This window comes from Stenotrophomonas sp. YJH_SMC_32 (assembly GCF_059369975.1).
The window spans coordinates 121,396-138,229 of record NZ_JCAFTE010000007.1; the positions used below are offsets into that span (position 1 = coordinate 121,396).

Sequence of the window (16,834 nt, forward strand, 5' to 3'; positions counted from 1 at the left end):
CCTCTGTAGAGCCGAGCCTACGCTCGGCTGCTCTTCGCGCCTCCACCGTTGACTGAGCGCGCAGGGTTCATCCACGCATGGCGTGGATCTACAGCGCGCGATACACCCGCTCGGCCGCGTCGAACACATTGCCCGGTGCGAACTGTTCGCTGAGGAAATGCAGCGACTGCCGGCGCAGCTGCGGCGACCGGTCCTCCCCATCGCTGCCCAGCAGGACCTGCTGGAACTCGATCAGGTCCTGCAGGATGCGCCAGTGACGGTACCAGGCAATCCAGCGAGGGTCGCCGCGGTCGCTGCCATAGCCCTCCTCGAATCCCAACGGGTTCTCGCGGCCCCAGCGCCCGCCGACAGCGCCACCGATGAACATCAGGTCGCGCTCGCGCGGTGCCAGCGACAGGCCATCCCAGTCGATCAGATGCAGGCCACCGTCATTGCCCATCAGCAGATTGCCGGCATGAAGGTCGGTGTGGCACAGGTGCAGCCGCACCGGCACATCCTGCAACGCCGCGTGCAGCTGCAGTGCCTGCGCGTGCAGCGCCGCGATGCGCGCGTGCTGCTGGTCCCAGACGGAAACGAAGGCACGGCCCAGCCCATCCTTGGCAGCCGCCAGGCCTTCGCCGGCCAGCCACTGCCCGACGGTATCAAGCGCCGCGGTTTCCATCCGGATGCTTGGCAGCGCTTCCTGCAGCGCCGGTGGCGGGCACGCCTCGTGCAGGCGCCGCAGCACCTCGCCCAACCGTTGCCATTGCGTGCGGCTCAATGCCGCCTCGAAACCGGACTGGCCTTCCACATACGGGAACAGGGTGAACTGCAGGCCCCAGCGCTGCACCGATGCCCCGCCGGTCAACGCCGGCCAGGGCGCAACGATCTCCTCGATACCCAGCGTGCCGCGCAGCCAATGCAGGGTGTCCCAGACGGCAGGGGCCACCTGATAACTGCGGCATTTCAACCACCACTGCCCGCGCCGTGCATCGATGCGATACACGCTGGCGTTGGCATCGGCGCCAACCGGGCGTGGCACCACGGCGGTCGCGGTGATGCCATAGGATTGCTGGAGGACTTCGCCGAGATGCTGCGCCGAAGCGGATGACATGGATGCAAGCGGAAAGTGTTATCTGCGACAACTATCGCAGATGTGCCCGCCACGACACAGACATGTCCGTCACAACATCGTGCCTGCGCGACCAACGTGCTAGCCGGCGACGCGACGCATCACCGCTTCCAATGGCCCCCGGGTGAACCGCCACGACCAGAGCCACGCTGCGCCCGTGGCCAGCATCAGGAACAACAGCGCCCACAGCAGCACGGTCGGTAGCGACGCGCTGCCATCGAGCAGCCCCAACCATTCCAGCGTACCCATGCCCAGCAGGATGTGGCCGACGTAGAGGGTCAGGGTCATTCGCCCTGCTGCAGTCAGCGGTTCCAGCCAATCCCCCGGATACCGGCGGCTGATCCAGAGGCACGCGGCAATCGCGCTGCAGGCTGCGCCCGCACCGGTCAACACGTAGGCCGGTCCCGGCGGCATCGGCTGCGTTCCCAGCCACGGCTGCCAGGGCGTTCCCTGTGCAAGGTGCTGCACGGCCTGGCCTGCGCCGATCAGCAGCAGGCCCACCAGCAGCAACGCACGCTGCACCCGCGCTTGTGACAACGGCAGGCGCGCCAGCAGCATGCCCAGCAGGAAGAAGCACATCCAGGGCAGCAAGGGATGGAAGCCGTTGAACAACAGGTTGCGCGCGGCACCCGGCCACTGCCAGAGACCGGCATACTCCAGCGTCTGCCAGTTCCAGCCCTGGCTGTAATTCCAGTGCAGCAGTGCCCAGAACGACCCGGCCGCCAGGCCGGCGATGCTGGCCAGCAGCACCCGTGACGACGCACGCAGCCACAGCACCGCCAGCGCGAAGTACACCGCGTAGTAGTGCAGGATGTCGGCCGGGAACAGGGTCAGGTTGAGCAGGCCCAGTACCAGCAGGAACAGCGCGCGCCGCCAGGTCTGCGCGCCGGCCGGCATCCAGCCAAGGCGCTGTGTGGCCAGTACCAGGCCAAGTCCGGCCAGGGTGACGAAGGTCGCAGAGGCCTTGCCTTCCAGCAGATGGAAGAAGCCGGCCAGCCAACCCTGACCCTCTGCCGGCACGGCCATCGCCAGGCGGAAATTGACCAGCACCATGCCTGCAAGCGCCAGATACCGTGCCAGATCGAGGCCGTGCAATCGCCGCTCAACCGCGCTCATGCGCGTGCACCGAGCAGCAGCGCGAGCAGGCCAGGGTCCAGCGGAGCCTCATCGGCGCCACCGGCTTCGCCCAGCCCGCGACGCAGCGCATCGCTTTCGATGGCATCCAGCAGCACCTGCGCCTGCAGTGCCGGGGCCAGCACGGGACGCCGACGTTCACGCTGTGCCACCTGCTGCAGCGCTTCGGCCAGCACAGCCTGCAACTGCCTGCGATTGGCCGCAAATGCCTCGGCCACGGCCCGATTGCGTGCGCTCTCGGCCAGCACTTCGACGGCGAGCGTCGCCCATTCCGGATGGCTGCACAGCGCGTGGAAGTCCTGCAGGAACGCCAGCACCTGCGTGCGATCACCGTCGGCCACGGCCAGCCGCTGCAGCAACGGCGCCAATTCCTCGCTCTCGGCCACGGCCACTGCAAGGATGATCGCTTCCTTGCCAGGGAAGTGGTTGTAGAGATTGCCCAGGCTGACGTCGGCCGCCTGCGCGATGTCACGCATGCTGGTCTGGTGGAATCCCTTGGCGAGGAAGCACTGCAGGGCGGCCTGCAGGATCTGCGCGTTGCGTTGCGCGTTGCGGTCGGCTCGGTTCATGGCGCCAATAATGAACGAACGTTCGTCCAACTGGAAGATGGCAACCCGGCCAACCAGCGAGTTCCGTTCAGCCGGCCCTTGACCTCAACTGCGGTTGAGGCCCGATGCTGCGCGGCCCGTTCCAAGCCCAACCCGGAGAGACTTCATGCCGCGGATGATCACCGCCCTGCTCGACAGCCGCGTGCTGTGGTTCCTGGCCCGACTGCTGCTGGCCGTGGTGTTCCTGTCATCGGGTCTGGCCAAGCTGCTGGCGTGGGACAACAGCGTGGCCGAAATGCAGGCGGCCGGGCTGCAACCGCCTGTGCTGTTCAACCTCGCCAGCGCCGTGGTGCTGCTGGGTGGCTCACTGTGCCTGCTGCTTGATCGCCTGCTCTGGCTGGGCAGCGGCGCGCTGGCGGTGTTCATGCTGCTGACCATCGCCATCGTGCATGCCTTCTGGACCAAGCACGGCGCGGAACGGCAGCTGGCCCTGTTCTTCGCACTGGAACACCTGAGCGTGATCGGTGGGCTGATCTGCGCGGCCATCGCCAGCCGCGCGCGGGCTCAGAAGAACTCGTCGAGCAGCCGGTAGAACGCCAACCGGCGCTCGTCGGCTACAGCGCCGTAGCGTTGGAACAACGGCGTGACCCAACGCGTATCACCGAAGTTGTGGACCAGGCTGCGCGCGGCCAGCGCCAGGTCCTGGTAACGGTCGGCCACGCCCAGCCGCCCACAGTCGATGAAACCGCTGAAACGCCCCTCGGCCACCATCAGATTCGGAAGGCAGGCATCGCCATGACTGACCACCAGATCTTCATGATCGGGACGGGTGCTGCACAGTTGGGCGAAGACCTGCTGTGGACTCTGTCCCAGGCGTTCGTCATCGAAGTCATCGGCGTCCACGCGCCCCGCCTCGACCCGTGCCTGCGCGGCCGGCAGGCGCGAGGCCAGCCGCTGATCGAACGGACAGGCTGCTACCGGCAAGGCATGCAGCCCGCGCAGCGCGTCGGCCAGTATCTCCACCCGTTGCTGCGGCGCGAGTTCCGGCGACGAAGCCAGATCGCGGCCAGGCAGCGCGCTCATCAGCAACCAGTGCCGGCCCGCTTCTTCGGCCGTGGCAATCACCGTTGGCGCCGGTTGTCCCTGTGCCTGGAGCCAGCGCAGGCGCGCGATCTCATCGCCCAGCTCACTGAAGGCATCGATCAGTTCCGACTTGAGGAAGGCGTCGGGTCTACCTGGCCGCAGCACGCGGGCAACGTCGGCCCGCGAAACACCCATCGACTGCCGCTCGATGCGCGCGTCGGCCAACGCTTTCTGCCACGCCAACGGCAGCGGCATGCCATCAGGGGTGGCGTTGTGCTCGTCCATGCCAGGAGATTCCTGTTGCCGGTGACCCTACGCATTCTCGCTCATCCTGGCGCACATCGCCCCCCGTGCGGGAGGCAGCCTGAGCGAGCTGACCGGGCCGTCGGCGGCCACTGCGTCCCAGCGCCTGCAGCAGCGACGGCTGCTGCCACGGTACCGGTGCCAGTTCGACGACACGGCCTCGACCCTTACCGCCGAACGCGGCGGCCTGCGCGCGTTCGCCAAGTGGAGCACCGTTCTGGCAGCCGATCGTGGCTGCCGCAGTACAACGAGGAAGCAACATGAAACTGATGGTCATCGGCGCCAGCAAGGGCCTGGGCCGCGCGTTCGTGGAAGGCCTCTGTGCCACGGGTGACACTGTGATTGGTGTCTCGCGCAACCGCCCGTGCGGCATCGCCTGCGCTGACGGCGTCACCCTGCAATGGATCGAAGCAGACCTGTCCCGGCCGACCGTGGCTGCCGACCACATCGCAGCGCAGGCACCGGCCGATATCGATGTGCTGATCCACAACCTGGGTATCTGGGAAGACAAGGCCTTCAGCGGCGAGTACGCCTTCCTCGATGAAAGCGACGCTGCACTCACGACGCTGGTCGACGTCAACATCACCGCGACCCTTGTACTGCTGCAACGCCTGCTGCCCCGCGTACTGGGCGCAGCGCGCCCGCAGCTGGTGCTGACCGGTTCGACCTCGGCCCTGCCTCGCAGTGGCCGCCCGGAAGTGGCGTTCGGCGCCTCGAAGTTCGCCCTCAACGGCATCGCCGATGCGCTGCGCGAAGGCTTCCGCGATCGCCGGCTGGCGGTGACCAGCCTGCAGTTGGGCTACCTCAACACCGACGACGCCTTGTCGGTGCCGGTGGCCGAGGCCGCAGCGCGCGGCGACGGTGAGCAGGTGCCGGTCCACGATGTCGTGGCCATGGTAAGCGCCCTGTTGCAGCTGTCATCCTCCGGCTTCGTGCGCGAACTGGTGCTGCCCGCCATCGCCGACCCGCGCTACTGACCTTGCCGGCCGCCGCAGAGCACGCTCAGTGGCCGCGCGCGCGGTCGTGGTTTACCCTGCTCGTCACTGGCCGTCGGTCACAGGCGGGAACCTGCTATGGATGCGCTTTCACGGGTCTCGACCCAGGTCCTGGACAGCGCCCTGCCCAGCCTGCCGCTGTATCTGCTGCAGGCCACGGCAGTGATCGGCATGATCGGCGTACTGCTGATCGCCACCCGTCGCGCCGGGCACGCCATTGAAGGCCGTCGCCTGTATGTCGGCGTAGCGCTGGGCCTGATCTACCTGTTCAATTCCTGGTTCGTGGCCCGTTATTCCCAGGGTGTGGTCAAGCTGCACCTCGGCTTCGACATCCTGCTGGTCAGTGGCCTGCTGGGCGGATGGCGCGGGGGCCTGGCCTGCCTGACCGCCGCCCTGCTGGCCCGCTACCAGTTCGCCGGTATCCCGTTCTTCCTGCCTGCCAGCCTTGAGGCCGTGTTGCAGATGGTGGCCGGCGTCTGGCTGCGCAGGCACCTGTACCCGCGCATGCTCAACGAGCTCTCGCCGCGCATGATCCTGCAGGCCTGGGGCGTGCGTATCGGGGTAACCGCTCTGGGTTTGGCGCTGGGTGTGGCGATCATTGGCGCCGATCAACTGCCGGTGGCCGAGCTGGCGATCCAGCGCGCACTGGCACTGCCGGTCTCGCTGCTCGTGCTCGGCGCCGTGTTCGCGCTGGTCTACAACGATGCCCAGATCGATGCGCAACGCCAGCGCGAACAGGCCTGGCTACGCATCGATCCGATCAGCGGGCTGCCCAACATGCGTGCGCTCGGTGAACGCCTGCAGCAGTACTGGCGGGATAACGACGGCACCGGCAAGGCCTGCCTGATCGTGGCCGAGATGGGCAACCTGCGCGATCTGCGCCTGCGCTACGGGCCGTTGCAGGACAACGGCCTGTGGCAGCGCGACAGCACCGAGGAAGTGCATCGGTTGCTGCCGTCGCTGCCGGCTGCGCAGCTGGAGATCTACCAGTTCGGCGATGCCGCGCTGGCGATCCTGGTGCGCGGCCTGACCTTGTCCACACTGCGCACGCAACCGCAGATCACCGAGCTGGCCAGCAACCTGGCCGATCGGGTCGGCCGCGATTGGCCGGGCTTCCGGCCGCTGTTCCGCTGTGCAGTGGTTGAATTGAAGCCCCCTGCTGATGCCGACGAAGGACATCTTCCGTTCCGCGCCATCACCGTGGCACTGAGCGCGATCGAGTCGGGCGTGGTGTTCTTCGATGACCCGATCCAGCGCGACAGCGAGATCGACGCCCTGATCGAGGTTGCCCTTGAGCACTGGCTGCAGCAGGGCAATGCGCCGCTGTGCTACCAGCCCAAGCATCGCCTGCAGGATCGCCAACTGGTCGGCGCCGAAGCACTGCTGCGCATGCGCGACGGCGAAGGCCGGCCGATTGCCCCGATGCGGGTGATCTCGCTGCTGCGCCGGCAGGGGCGGCTGGCAGACCTGGAATGGGCCACGCTGCGGTCGGCGGTGCACTTCCTGCAGCACTGCCGGCGGGACGGCGCGGCGCTGACAATTGCAGTCAATGTTTCAGCCGAATCGCTGCGCCTGCACGACTTCGGCCTGCGCCTGCAGGAGCTGCTGCAGCTGCATGACATCCCCGGTGCGATGCTGCGCCTGGAGATCGTCGAATGGACCGAAATCGTCGAGCGCGACGTGGTCGATGCCAACATCGCACAGCTGCTGGCAGCCGGGGTCACCCTGTCGCTGGATGATTTCGGCGCCGGCTATTCAACCCTGATCCTGCTTTCGCAGCTGGCCATCGCCGAGGTCAAGATCGAGCAGGCACTGATCGCCACGCTGTCCGACGCCAAGTCACAGTCGATCGTTCGCTTCATCGTCGAGGTCGCGCACCGCTGCGGCGCGATCGTGGTGGCCGAGGGTACCGAGACCCTCGCCCAGGAACAGAAGCTGCGCGCACTCGGGGTGGATGTCGGCCAGGGCTACCTGTACTCGGCGGCACTGCCGGCCGACGAGTTCCGTCGCTTCGCAGCCAGCTAGACCGCGTAGAACCCCAGGAACATCGCCACCGCCGATTCGGCCACGCGCGCACGTTCCTGCGCGGTCAACGGTGGCTGCCCCATCGTGACCTGCGGCCAGAACGCGAAGCTCTTCACCAGCCCGTGCAACTGGTGGCCGGCAAAGTCCGGATCCACCTCGCGCAGACGGCCATCGGCAATTGCTGCGCGGATCCAGGCACTCTCGCCACTTTCCTTCTCGCCCATGCGGCAGACGATGGCCTGCGCGCGCTCCGGTGAATGGATGATCTCGGCCATCGCGACCCGCGCCAGATCGATGAAATTCCCATCGCTGAGCAGGTCCAGCTTCTGGCCCAGCAACTGCAGCAACTGCGTCTGCAGCGGCTGGTCGGCGCGGTATGGCAGTGCGTCGCTGGCCACGCTGCGCTCCCACAGCTCCTCCAGGATCATCGAGAACAGCGCTTCCTTGCTCGGGAAATGGTTGTAGACGGTGCGCTTGGAGACCCCCGCCGCCTCGGCGATGCGGTCCATGCTGGTCGCCTCATAGCCCGATGCACGGAACTCCTCCACCGCCGCGCGCACGATGGCGTCACGTTTGCGGTCGGTCAGGCGTTGCGGGGGACGGGACATGGCGGGAACCGGATAACTGAACGTATGCCTCCATTTTACACTCGACAGTGTACTTTTGAAAAACACGAAACTACACTGTGCAGTGTACCCAGCGGACGTCACCCATGAAGCGCCTGCTCCTTGTCCTCCTGCTCGGAATCCTCGCCGTGACCGCCTACACCTTCTGCAAATCCTGGTCCCTTCCCGACTTCCCCGATTCGCCGCAGTACCGTGATGGCAAGTTCCGCAATGCCCTGCCCCGTCCGGCGATGGGCCTGCGCGACGGCGCGGAGATCTGGTGGACGTTCCTGTTCAACAAGCCCAAGGGCACCGTGCCCGCGAATCCGATTCCGGTGAAGCCGCTGGACCGCGCCACGCTGGACGCCGCACCGGATCGCAGCCTGTTCCGGCTGGGGCACTCCACGATCCTGCTGAAGCTGCGTGGCCAGTACTGGCTGACCGATCCGGTGTTTTCCGAGCGCGCCTCGCCGGTGCAGTGGATGGGGCCCGCACGCTTCCATGCACCGCCGATCAGCATCGACGCGCTGCCGCCGATCGCCGGTGTGATCCTCTCGCACAACCACTATGACCACCTGGACCATGCCGCGGTCATGCAGCTGGCCGGCAAGACCGCGCGCTTCATTGCACCGCTCGGCGTCGGCGACCAGCTGATCGCGTGGGGGGTGGATGCGCGCAAGGTCGAGCAGCTGGACTGGTGGCAATCCACCGAAGCCAACGGCCTGCGCCTGACCGCGACCCCGGGCCAGCACTTCTCCGGCCGCGGGCTGGGTGACAGCGACCGCAGCCTGTGGGCTTCATGGGTGATCCAGGACGGTGACTTCCGCATTTTCTTCAGCGGCGACACCGGCTACTTCGACGGCTTCAAGGCCATCGGCGAGAAATACGGTCCGTTCGACCTGACCATGATCGAGACCGGCGCCTATGATCCACGCTGGGCATTCGTGCACATGCAGCCGGAACAGACCCTGCAGGCGCACCTGGACCTGCGCGGCAAGTGGCTGCTGCCGATCCACAACGGCACCTTCGACCTGGCCCTGCACGCATGGCAGCAGCCGTTCGAGCGCATCACCGCATTGGCGGCCGCAAAAAATGTACCGGTGGCCACGCCGATGATGGGCGAAGCGCTGGACATGCAGGCGCCGCAGGCGGGTACGCGCTGGTGGGAGACGGTGGAGCTGTAACAGGCGGGCGCTTGACCTGCCGGGAACCATGTAGAGCCGAGCCCTGCTCGGCTGCGTCGACCACAGAAACGGTCTGCGCCGCTGCAGTGCGTCATGTAACCGATTACATCCCTTGCTAGCGTAGCGTTCGCCCGATTCCGGCCGAACCTGCGAGGCTGTCCGTAATGACGTTGCGCGCCGAACGCTCCAAGGTCTCCACACCGCTTTTTCAATTGCGCCCTGCTGCGGCCTTACTGTTGGCCGCCCTGGCCTCCAGCGCACAGGCACAGACCCTTCCCCCGCGCAGCCAATGGCAGGCCAGCAGTTCCTCGCAGCAAGTGCCGGCGATGGCGATCAGCCACCTGATCGACGGCAACCCGAAGACCGTTACCGGCGGTGCATTCAGTCCGGGCCACTGGTTCCAGATCGATCTCGGCGCGCCTGCAATGCTGGCCGGCGCGCGCCTCACCTGGGATGTCTCCAATCCGGAAGGCTATTCGCTGCAGACCTCACTGGACGGCAGGCAGTGGCAGACCGCGTACACGATGGCCGATTCGCTTGGCGACGTGGAAACGCTGTACTTCGCGCCACGGCAGGCGCGCTACCTGCGGCTGGCCAGCCCGCAGCGCACTTCCGATTGGGGCGTGTCGATCTTCGAGATGGAGCCGCTGGACAGCACGCTCAGCGCACGCATCAGCGGTATCGATGCAACGCAGGCAGCGGCGCTCTGGCAAGGCGGCGGCACCGTCGCGATGCCGGCCGGGGCAAATGGATCCCATACGTTCGAGATCACGCTGCCGCAGGCCCAATCAACGGCTGGCCTGGTGGTCGACTGGGCCGATGGCGCACGAGGCGCCGCCCGACTACAGGCGCAGGATGCACAGGGCCGTTGGCAGGACCTCGCACACGATGCACAGGCGGCCAGTCACCGGCAAAGCTGGCTGGCCACCACTGCAGCACAACCATTGCGTGCTTTCCGCCTGAACGTGGACGGCGCTGCGCCACGGATCGCACGCCTGCGCCTGCTCGGTCCGAAAGTCGTGATGACGCCGATGAAGCAGTATCAGATCGTTGCCAGCGGCGCCCAGCGCGCGTTGTTCCCGGCCTCGCTGCAGATGCAGCAGACCTACTGGACGGCCGTGGGTGTGCATGCAGGACGACAGAAATCGATCTTCGACGAGTACGGCAACCTGGAAGCCTTCAAGGGCGCGCCACTGGTGCAGCCGATCTGGCGAAGCGCTGACGGGCGTGCCGCAGGTGCCGCCGGGCAGGCAATGCAGCATGCCCTGCGCGACGGCTGGAAGCCGATGCCCTCTGCCACCTGGTCACCGCAACCCGGCCTGCAGCTGCGCAGTGAAGTATTCGCCATCGAGCGCGATGGCCAGCCGGTGACCTTCCTGCGGCATCGCCTGCACAACACCGGCAGCACCCGGATCGATGGCACGCTCAGCCTGGTGGTGCGCCCGATGCAGATGAATCCGCCGTGGCAGAACGGCGGGCTGTCCCCGATCCGCGAGGTGGCCATCGATAGGCAATCCGTGCGCGTCAATGGCCGCACGCTGCTGCAGTCGCTCACGCCGGTGGCTGCGTCGGGTGCGGCGCCATTCGGCAAGGATGGCGCAACGGAGATCACCGCGACCCTCGCTGCCGGCCAGCTGCCTTCCACGCAACAGGTGCGTGATGATCAGGGGCTTGCCTCGGCTGCATTGAACTACCGCGTCTCGTTGGCGCCGGGAACCAGTGATGCCGTCGTGGTCGCGTTCCCGTTGGGCACCGCCGCCGCCGATGCCAATGGCGTGCTGCCCGAAGCGCCTGCGCTGGATCTGGCCACGCTGCCCCGCGATGCCAATGCGGCGTTTGATTCACTGGCCACGCAGGCGTCTGCGGACTGGCAGGCACGGCTGGGCCAGGTCGGCCTGCGCCTGCCCGATCCGTCGCTGGTGGACATGCTGCGCGCGCAGGCCGCCTACATGCTGATCAACCAGACCGGTCCAGCCATGCAGCCCGGCCCGCGCAACTACAACCGTTCCTTCATCCGCGACGGCATGGCCACCTCGGCGGTGCTGCTGCGGATGGGCGAAGCCCGCGTGGCGCGCGACTACCTGGCCTGGTACAGCGAACACGGCGTGCATGCCAACGGCCTGGTCTCACCGATCCTCAACGACGATGGCAGCGTCAACACCGGCTTTGGATCGGACATCGAGTACGACAGTCAGGGCCAGTACGTCGCGCTGGTGGCCGATGTCGCGCGCCTGGACGGCGGACCCGAGTCGGTGCGTGACTACCTGCCGAAGGTGAAGGCCGCGCTGCGCTTCCTGCAGGAGCTGCGCGAGCGCACGCTGGTGCCCGGTTACAAGGCTGACCAGCCTTCGCCGGAACGGTTCGCGGGCATTCTTGCGCCGTCGATCAGCCATGAGGGCTATCCGTCGCCCACCCACAGCTACTGGGACGACTACTGGGGCCTGAAGGGGTGGCACGACGGCGCTTGGCTGGCCGAATCGCTCGGCGACCACCAGACCGCAGCCTGGGCGCGCGAACAATACAAGCTGCTCTACGACGCACTGCGTGCCTCGATCCGGGCGACGATGGCGTGGAAGGGCATCGACTTCATTCCCTCCTCGGCCGACCTAGGCGATGGCGATCCCACCGGCGTTTCGATCGCACTGGACCCGACCGGTGCGCAGAGCGTGCTGCCCGCCGAGGCACTGCGGACCACCTTCGCGCGTTATCTGGAGGATGTGCGCAAGCGCGGCCAGCCCGATGCGCTGTACGCCTATACGCCGTATGAGATCCGCAACGTGCTGAGCTATGTGCACCTGGGCCAACCGCAGGTTGCTGATGAGCTGCTGCAGGGACTGCTGCATGATCGGCGCCCGCTTGAGTGGCAGGTACTCGCCGAGGTCGTGCACTCGCGGCTGCGTTTCCCCCGCTACCTGGGCGACATGCCGCATACCTGGATTGGTGCCGAGTACGGCCGCACCCTGTTCGGCATGCTGATGCGCGAAGACGATGATGCGTTGTCATTGCTGCCGGGCCCGCCCCCCTCGTGGGTGGCGGGCGATGGATTGGCGGTGGAACGCCTGCCCACCGCGTATGGCACGTTGCAGATGCAGGCACGGCAACGCGACGGCACGCTATCGATCACGCTGGGCAAGGGCCTGCGCAGTGGGACGGCGGTGAAGGTCTGGTGGCCGGCGCGGACGATGCCGAAGACCGTGCGTGTGGATGGGCGCGACGTTACCGCGTTCGATGCGGAGGGCATGCGCTTGGCAAGACCATTCAGAACGCTGGAGGCGCGTTGGTAGAGCAGCCGAGCATGGCTCGGCTCTACAGAAGCAGCGGTAGCGCCGGGCCACGCCCGGTGTCATTGCAGCGTCGGCAACCCCGGCGGATTGGTCTGCGATTGCGGCACCGCCTCCTCGGCCAGGTTCCAGCGCGCCAATGCCTGCGCATAGGTGCCGCTGCCGATCTGGGTGTTCAACGCCTGCGTCACCGCATCGGCCAGGCCGCTGCCCTTGCGCGTCGTCACCGAGATCGCCGCAGCGTTCGGCCAGCCACCGGGGAACAGGCCCACGCGCCGCACCTTGCCATCGCGTGCCGAGTAGGCGCCGGTGGCATTGGGCTCGAACGAGACATCGGCGCGGCCAGTGATCACCGCCAAGCGGCCGACCACGGCGTCATCGAAGTACTGGTACTCCACCGGTTTCAGGCCGGCCGCAATGTTCTGCCGGTCCCACTGCCGCAGGATCTGGTCCTGGTTGGTGCTGGCGCCCACCACGACCTTCAGCCCGGCCACATCAGCGGGCTTTTCGATCTTCTGGATGGGCCCGTCGCTGCGCGTATAGATGCCCAGAAGATCGTAGCGGTAGCTGGAGAAGTCGAACTTCTTCTTGCGCTCTTCGGTCACCGTCACGTTCGACAGCACCGCATCGTACTTGCCCGATTCCAGCCCCAGCGGCCAGTCCGCCCACGCGACCGGCACGATCACCAGCTTCAGGCCCAACGCATCGGCGATCAGCCGCGCGATGTCCGGCTCGATGCCGACCACGTCCTTGCTGTCGGCGCCGTAGTCGGCCAGCGGCAGCTGCCCCGGATGGGTGGCCACGGTAAACGCCCCAGGGGTGACGAACTGATAACCGGCGGGGATCAACGCCTTCGCCTTCGGGTCGAAGGTGCCCTTCAGGACGGCCGTGTTCGCGCCGGCCAGGCTGGTCGCTGCCACGGTGCCTGCATCCGGTGCCTGGCGCACGCGCGAGTAGACGATACCGGCAATGCCGATGACCAGCACCGCCACGATCAACAGGGTGCTGCGCGAGGGACGACGCGATGCTGCACGACTCATGGTGCTCCTTCCGGGGTTACAGGGTCTTGGCCAGGAAATCGGCCGTGCGTTGCTGGCGCGGCTGCTCGAACACGGCGTCGGGCGTACCCTGCTCGATCACCCGGCCCTGGTCCATCATCACCACGTGGTCAGCCACGCGGCGGGCGAAGCTCAGCTCATGGGTGACGATCACCAGCGTGGTACCGGAACGGGCCAGTTCTTCGATCACGCTCAGCACCTCGGCCACCAGTTCCGGATCCAGCGCCGACGTGGGTTCGTCGAACAGCAGCACCTTCGGCTGCAGCGCCAGCGCGCGGGCAATCGCGATGCGCTGCTGCTGGCCACCGGACAGCTGGCGCGGGAAGGCATCGGCCCTGTCGGCCAGGCCGACCCGCTCCAGCAGCGTGCGCGCCTGTTGTTCGGCCTGCGCACGTGGCACGCCACGCACCGCGATCGGTGCCTCGATGATGTTCTCCAGCGCGGTCAGGTGCGGGAACAGATTGAAGCCCTGGAACACCATGCCCACCTCGGCACGCCGACGGCGGATCTCACGCTCGGGCAGTTCGTACAGGGTGTCACCGTCACGGCGGTAGCCGATCAACTGGCCGCCGACGGTCACGTAGCCGCTGTCGGCACGCTCCAGGTGGTTGATCAGCCGCAGCAGAGTGGACTTGCCGGCGCCCGATGGGCCGATCAGCACCGTCACGCTGCCGGCGCGCAGGTCCAGGTTCACATCCTCCAGCACCGGCTGGTCGCCAAACACCTTGCCTACGCCGTGCAGCGACACCGCCGCGCCCTCGCCGGCATCCACCTGCGCGGCGATGCACGGGCGGTTGACCACGCGCGGTGTGGCATCACTCTGCACGCGCGGCGATGACACGCGCGATGCCGAGCGCTCGCGCTGCAGTTGGCCGCGCGCGAAGCGCTGCTCCACGCGTCGCTGCAGCAGTGAAAGTACGGTCAGGATCACCAGGTACCAGACCGTGGCCACCATCAGCAGCGGCACCACTTCCAGGTTGCGCCGATAGATCACCTGCACGGTGTAGAACAGCTCCGGCAGCGCCAGCACGTAGACCACCGAGGTGCTCTTGGCCAGGCCGATCACATCGTTGAACGCCGCCGGCAGGATCGAACGCATCGCCTGCGGCAGGATGATGCGGCGCACCTGGCGGCCACGCGGCAGGCCGAGCGCGGCCGCGGCCTCGTACTGGCCGTGGTCGACCGAGAGGATGCCACCGCGGATCACCTCGGCCGAGAACGCTGCCTGGTTCAGGGTCAGGCCCAGCACCGCGGCGGTGAACACGCCGATCAGCTGCGTGGTCGGGTACGAGAACAGGCTGATGCCGGTGAACGGCACGCCCAGCTCGATGGTGCTGTATAGATAGCCCAGGTTGTTCAGCAGCAGCAACAGCACCAGCAGCGGGATCGAGCGGAACAGCCACACATAGCCCCACGACACCGCCGACAGCAGCGGCGAACCGGAGACGCGGGCCAACGCCAGCAAGGTGCCCAGCGCGAAACCGAGGCCAGTACCGAGCGCGGTCAGCAGCAGCGTGCGGCCCAGGCCCTCAAGCACCGGGCGTGCGAAGAACCATTCGGCAAAAGTGCCCCAGCCCCAACGCGGATTGCCAAGTACTGATTGAAGGCCGATCAGGATCAGCGCGAGTGCCAGCACCGTACCAACCCCCTGCAGTGGATGCCGGGCCGGCACGATCTTCAATTCGGGCGCTGGCGCAGGACGCGCAGTGATTCCCTCAAGCGCAGACGACGGTGTACTCATGCATGGGCCCCGTGCAGCACGGCCTGCGACGGCGAAAGCACTGGCGCCGGTTGCCCAAGGTGCTTCTCGAAGGGCAGGTGCGCGACGGTTTCCGGATCTGCATCCAGATCGAACAGCGCGGTGTAGCCATGGCTGAGGTACAGGCCGACAGCTTCGGGCTGGCGGAAGCCGGTGGTCAGGAACACACGCCGATAGCCTTGGCGTGCCGCCTGTTCTTCCAGTTCCTGCAGCACGCGCCGCGCGATGCCCTGGCGTCGCAACCCCGGCAGCGTCCAGATGCGCTTGAATTCGGCGGTGTCTGGATCGCGGTGCGGCATGAAGGCGCCGCCAGAGATCGCCACACCGTCGCGCAGCAACAGTACGAAGGCCCCTACCGGCGCCGCGAAGGCCTGCGCCGGATAGCGCTGCAGCTCCTCGCGGGCGCTGCCACCGATGCGTCGGCGCACGTCGGCGTAACGGCGGTCGTACTCCTGTTCCAGGCCAGCGAACAGCGGCCGCGCCAGCGGGTCATCGACCGAGGTATAGAGGAAGCGTTCGTTGTTGCTCATGCCACGTCCTTCACCAGGTAGTCTTCGGCCAGCCGCGCCCACAGGCTGGCAGCGGGTGCAATGGCGGCGTCGTTGAACACATAGCGCGGGCTGTGCAACGGTGCACTGTCGCCGTTGCCGACGAACACGAAGCTGCCGGGCCGCGCCTGCAGCAGGAAGGCAAAGTCCTCGCTGGCGGTGCGCGGTGCGAAGCCGGGCACCACCTGTTCGGCGCCGAAGCACTGCACCGCCACCTTGCGGACATAGGCCGTCTGTTGCGGGTGGTTGATCACGCTGGGGAAGCCGCGCGGGAATTCAATCTCGGCGCGCGCGCCGAACGCGGCGGCGGTCTGCTCGGCAAGTTCCGTGACCCGGCGTCGCAGCGTGTCGCGCACCTCGGGCAGGTAGGCGCGCACGGTCAGCTTCAGCTCGACCACGTCCGGAATCACATTGGCAGCCTGCCCACCGTGGATTGAGCCGACGGTGACCACGCCCATCTGCCGCGGATCGACATTGCGCGACACCACGCTCTGCAGCGCGGTGACGATGTGCGCTGCCGCCAGGATCGGATCCACGCTGCCCTGCGGCTCGGCACCGTGGCCGCCCTTGCCGATCACCTTCAGCCGCGCCCAGTCCACCGACGCCATCGCCGGGCCGTCGACGAAGCCGAAGTGGCCGACTGGTACGCCGGGCCAATTGTGCAGCCCATAGATCGCATCCACCGGGAAGCGCTCGAACAGGCCGTCGGCAAGCATCTTCGATGCACCCGAACCGGTTTCTTCCGCAGGCTGGAACACCAGCTGCAGGGTGCCGTCGATATTGCCGTGATGGGCCAGATAGTGCGCAGCGGACAGCAGGATCGCGGTATGCCCATCGTGGCCGCAGGCATGCATCAGGCCCTCGGTCTGGCTGGCGTAGGCCAGCCCGGAGTCTTCGTGGATCGGCAAGGCATCGATGTCCGCACGCAGCCCCAGCCGACGACTGCCCTGCCCGCGCTGCAACGTACCGACCACGCCGGTGCCGCCGAGGCCAGTGGTCACTTCATAACCCCATTGCTGCAGCAGCTCGGCCACGCGGGCGCTGGTGCGATGCTCTTCGAAGGCCAGCTCCGGGTGCCGATGCAGGTCATGGCGGATCGCGATGGCGGCCTCGGCGCGTGCTGCGATTTCGGGCAACACGCCAGTCGCTGGGGAACCCCGCCGGGCCTGGCCCGGTGCTACTGCGGTTTCTCCGCTCATT

General features: G+C 67.0%; 14 protein-coding genes. 5 read left to right on the forward strand and 9 right to left on the reverse strand.

Annotated features, from left to right (window positions below; translation table 11 throughout):
- Positions 1-88 precede the first annotated feature (88 nt).
- From AC5P7S_RS11470 to AC5P7S_RS11480, 3 genes are all read right to left on the reverse strand, one after another.
- The gene (locus AC5P7S_RS11470) at positions 89-1,093 is read right to left on the reverse strand and encodes an aminoglycoside phosphotransferase family protein (protein ID WP_005416294.1); all 1,005 of its coding nucleotides are present in this window, start codon (positions 1,091-1,093) and stop codon (positions 89-91) included.
- A 99-nt stretch (positions 1,094-1,192) separates the two neighbouring features.
- Complete coding sequence (locus AC5P7S_RS11475) at positions 1,193-2,227, reverse strand: heparan-alpha-glucosaminide N-acetyltransferase domain-containing protein (RefSeq protein ID WP_095377700.1); 1,035 nt, start codon at positions 2,225-2,227, stop codon at positions 1,193-1,195.
- Entirely contained in the window at positions 2,224-2,814 is a 591-nt protein-coding gene (locus AC5P7S_RS11480) for a TetR/AcrR family transcriptional regulator (RefSeq protein ID WP_095377748.1), read from the reverse strand. Before AC5P7S_RS11480 ends, AC5P7S_RS11475 begins: the two co-directional genes overlap by 4 nt.
- A gap of 145 nt (positions 2,815-2,959) precedes the next feature.
- On the opposite strand from AC5P7S_RS11480, the gene AC5P7S_RS11485 reads away from it, so the two are divergent.
- Positions 2,960-3,385, forward strand: a complete 426-nt coding sequence (locus tag AC5P7S_RS11485) for a DoxX family protein (RefSeq protein ID WP_095377701.1) — start codon at positions 2,960-2,962, stop codon at positions 3,383-3,385.
- On the opposite strand, the gene AC5P7S_RS11490 is transcribed toward AC5P7S_RS11485, so the two are convergent.
- Positions 3,358-4,161, reverse strand: coding sequence for an APH(3')-II family aminoglycoside O-phosphotransferase (locus AC5P7S_RS11490; RefSeq protein ID WP_095377702.1), 804 nt, complete (start codon positions 4,159-4,161; stop codon positions 3,358-3,360). The genes AC5P7S_RS11485 and AC5P7S_RS11490 overlap by 28 nt on opposite strands.
- A gap of 278 nt (positions 4,162-4,439) precedes the next feature.
- On the opposite strand from AC5P7S_RS11490, the gene AC5P7S_RS11495 reads away from it, so the two are divergent.
- Together AC5P7S_RS11495 and AC5P7S_RS11500 are read left to right on the forward strand one after the other, a co-directional pair.
- Positions 4,440-5,156: an SDR family NAD(P)-dependent oxidoreductase gene (locus AC5P7S_RS11495; RefSeq protein ID WP_095377703.1), complete on the forward strand. Its 717-nt coding sequence runs from the start codon at positions 4,440-4,442 to the stop codon at positions 5,154-5,156.
- Positions 5,157-5,252: 96 nt separating this feature from the next.
- Positions 5,253-7,199: an EAL domain-containing protein gene (locus tag AC5P7S_RS11500; protein ID WP_095377704.1), complete on the forward strand. Its 1,947-nt coding sequence runs from the start codon at positions 5,253-5,255 to the stop codon at positions 7,197-7,199.
- On the opposite strand, the gene AC5P7S_RS11505 is transcribed toward AC5P7S_RS11500, so the two are convergent.
- Entirely contained in the window at positions 7,196-7,807 is a 612-nt protein-coding gene (locus AC5P7S_RS11505; protein ID WP_005416287.1) for a TetR/AcrR family transcriptional regulator, read from the reverse strand. The genes AC5P7S_RS11500 and AC5P7S_RS11505 overlap by 4 nt on opposite strands.
- Positions 7,808-7,911: 104 nt before the next feature.
- Here AC5P7S_RS11505 and AC5P7S_RS11510 point away from each other — a divergent pair, with 104 nt between their 5' ends.
- Both AC5P7S_RS11510 and AC5P7S_RS11515 read left to right on the forward strand, forming a co-directional pair.
- The gene (locus AC5P7S_RS11510) at positions 7,912-8,988 is read left to right on the forward strand and encodes an MBL fold metallo-hydrolase (protein WP_095377705.1); all 1,077 of its coding nucleotides are present in this window, start codon (positions 7,912-7,914) and stop codon (positions 8,986-8,988) included.
- A 164-nt stretch (positions 8,989-9,152) separates the two neighbouring features.
- Positions 9,153-12,272 carry a discoidin domain-containing protein gene (locus AC5P7S_RS11515; RefSeq protein ID WP_095377706.1) on the forward strand — a complete coding sequence of 1,040 codons (3,120 nt, stop codon included), beginning with the start codon at positions 9,153-9,155 and terminating at the stop codon, positions 12,270-12,272.
- A 59-nt stretch (positions 12,273-12,331) separates the two neighbouring features.
- Here AC5P7S_RS11515 and AC5P7S_RS11520 read toward each other — a convergent pair whose 3' ends face one another.
- From AC5P7S_RS11520 to AC5P7S_RS11535, 4 genes are read right to left on the reverse strand one after another with little or no spacing between them, the layout of a single operon-like run.
- The gene (locus tag AC5P7S_RS11520; protein WP_069139936.1) at positions 12,332-13,309 is read right to left on the reverse strand and encodes an ABC transporter substrate-binding protein; all 978 of its coding nucleotides are present in this window, start codon (positions 13,307-13,309) and stop codon (positions 12,332-12,334) included.
- Positions 13,310-13,325: 16 nt separating this feature from the next.
- Complete coding sequence (locus AC5P7S_RS11525) at positions 13,326-15,068, reverse strand: amino acid ABC transporter permease/ATP-binding protein (protein WP_095377707.1); 1,743 nt, start codon at positions 15,066-15,068, stop codon at positions 13,326-13,328.
- Positions 15,065-15,616: a GNAT family N-acetyltransferase gene (locus AC5P7S_RS11530; protein ID WP_005416281.1), complete on the reverse strand. Its 552-nt coding sequence runs from the start codon at positions 15,614-15,616 to the stop codon at positions 15,065-15,067. The genes AC5P7S_RS11525 and AC5P7S_RS11530 overlap by 4 nt, the downstream gene beginning before the upstream one ends.
- Entirely contained in the window at positions 15,613-16,833 is a 1,221-nt protein-coding gene (locus AC5P7S_RS11535; RefSeq protein WP_095377708.1) for a M20 aminoacylase family protein, read from the reverse strand. The genes AC5P7S_RS11530 and AC5P7S_RS11535 overlap by 4 nt, the downstream gene beginning before the upstream one ends.
- Between the last annotated feature and the right edge of the window lies 1 nt (position 16,834).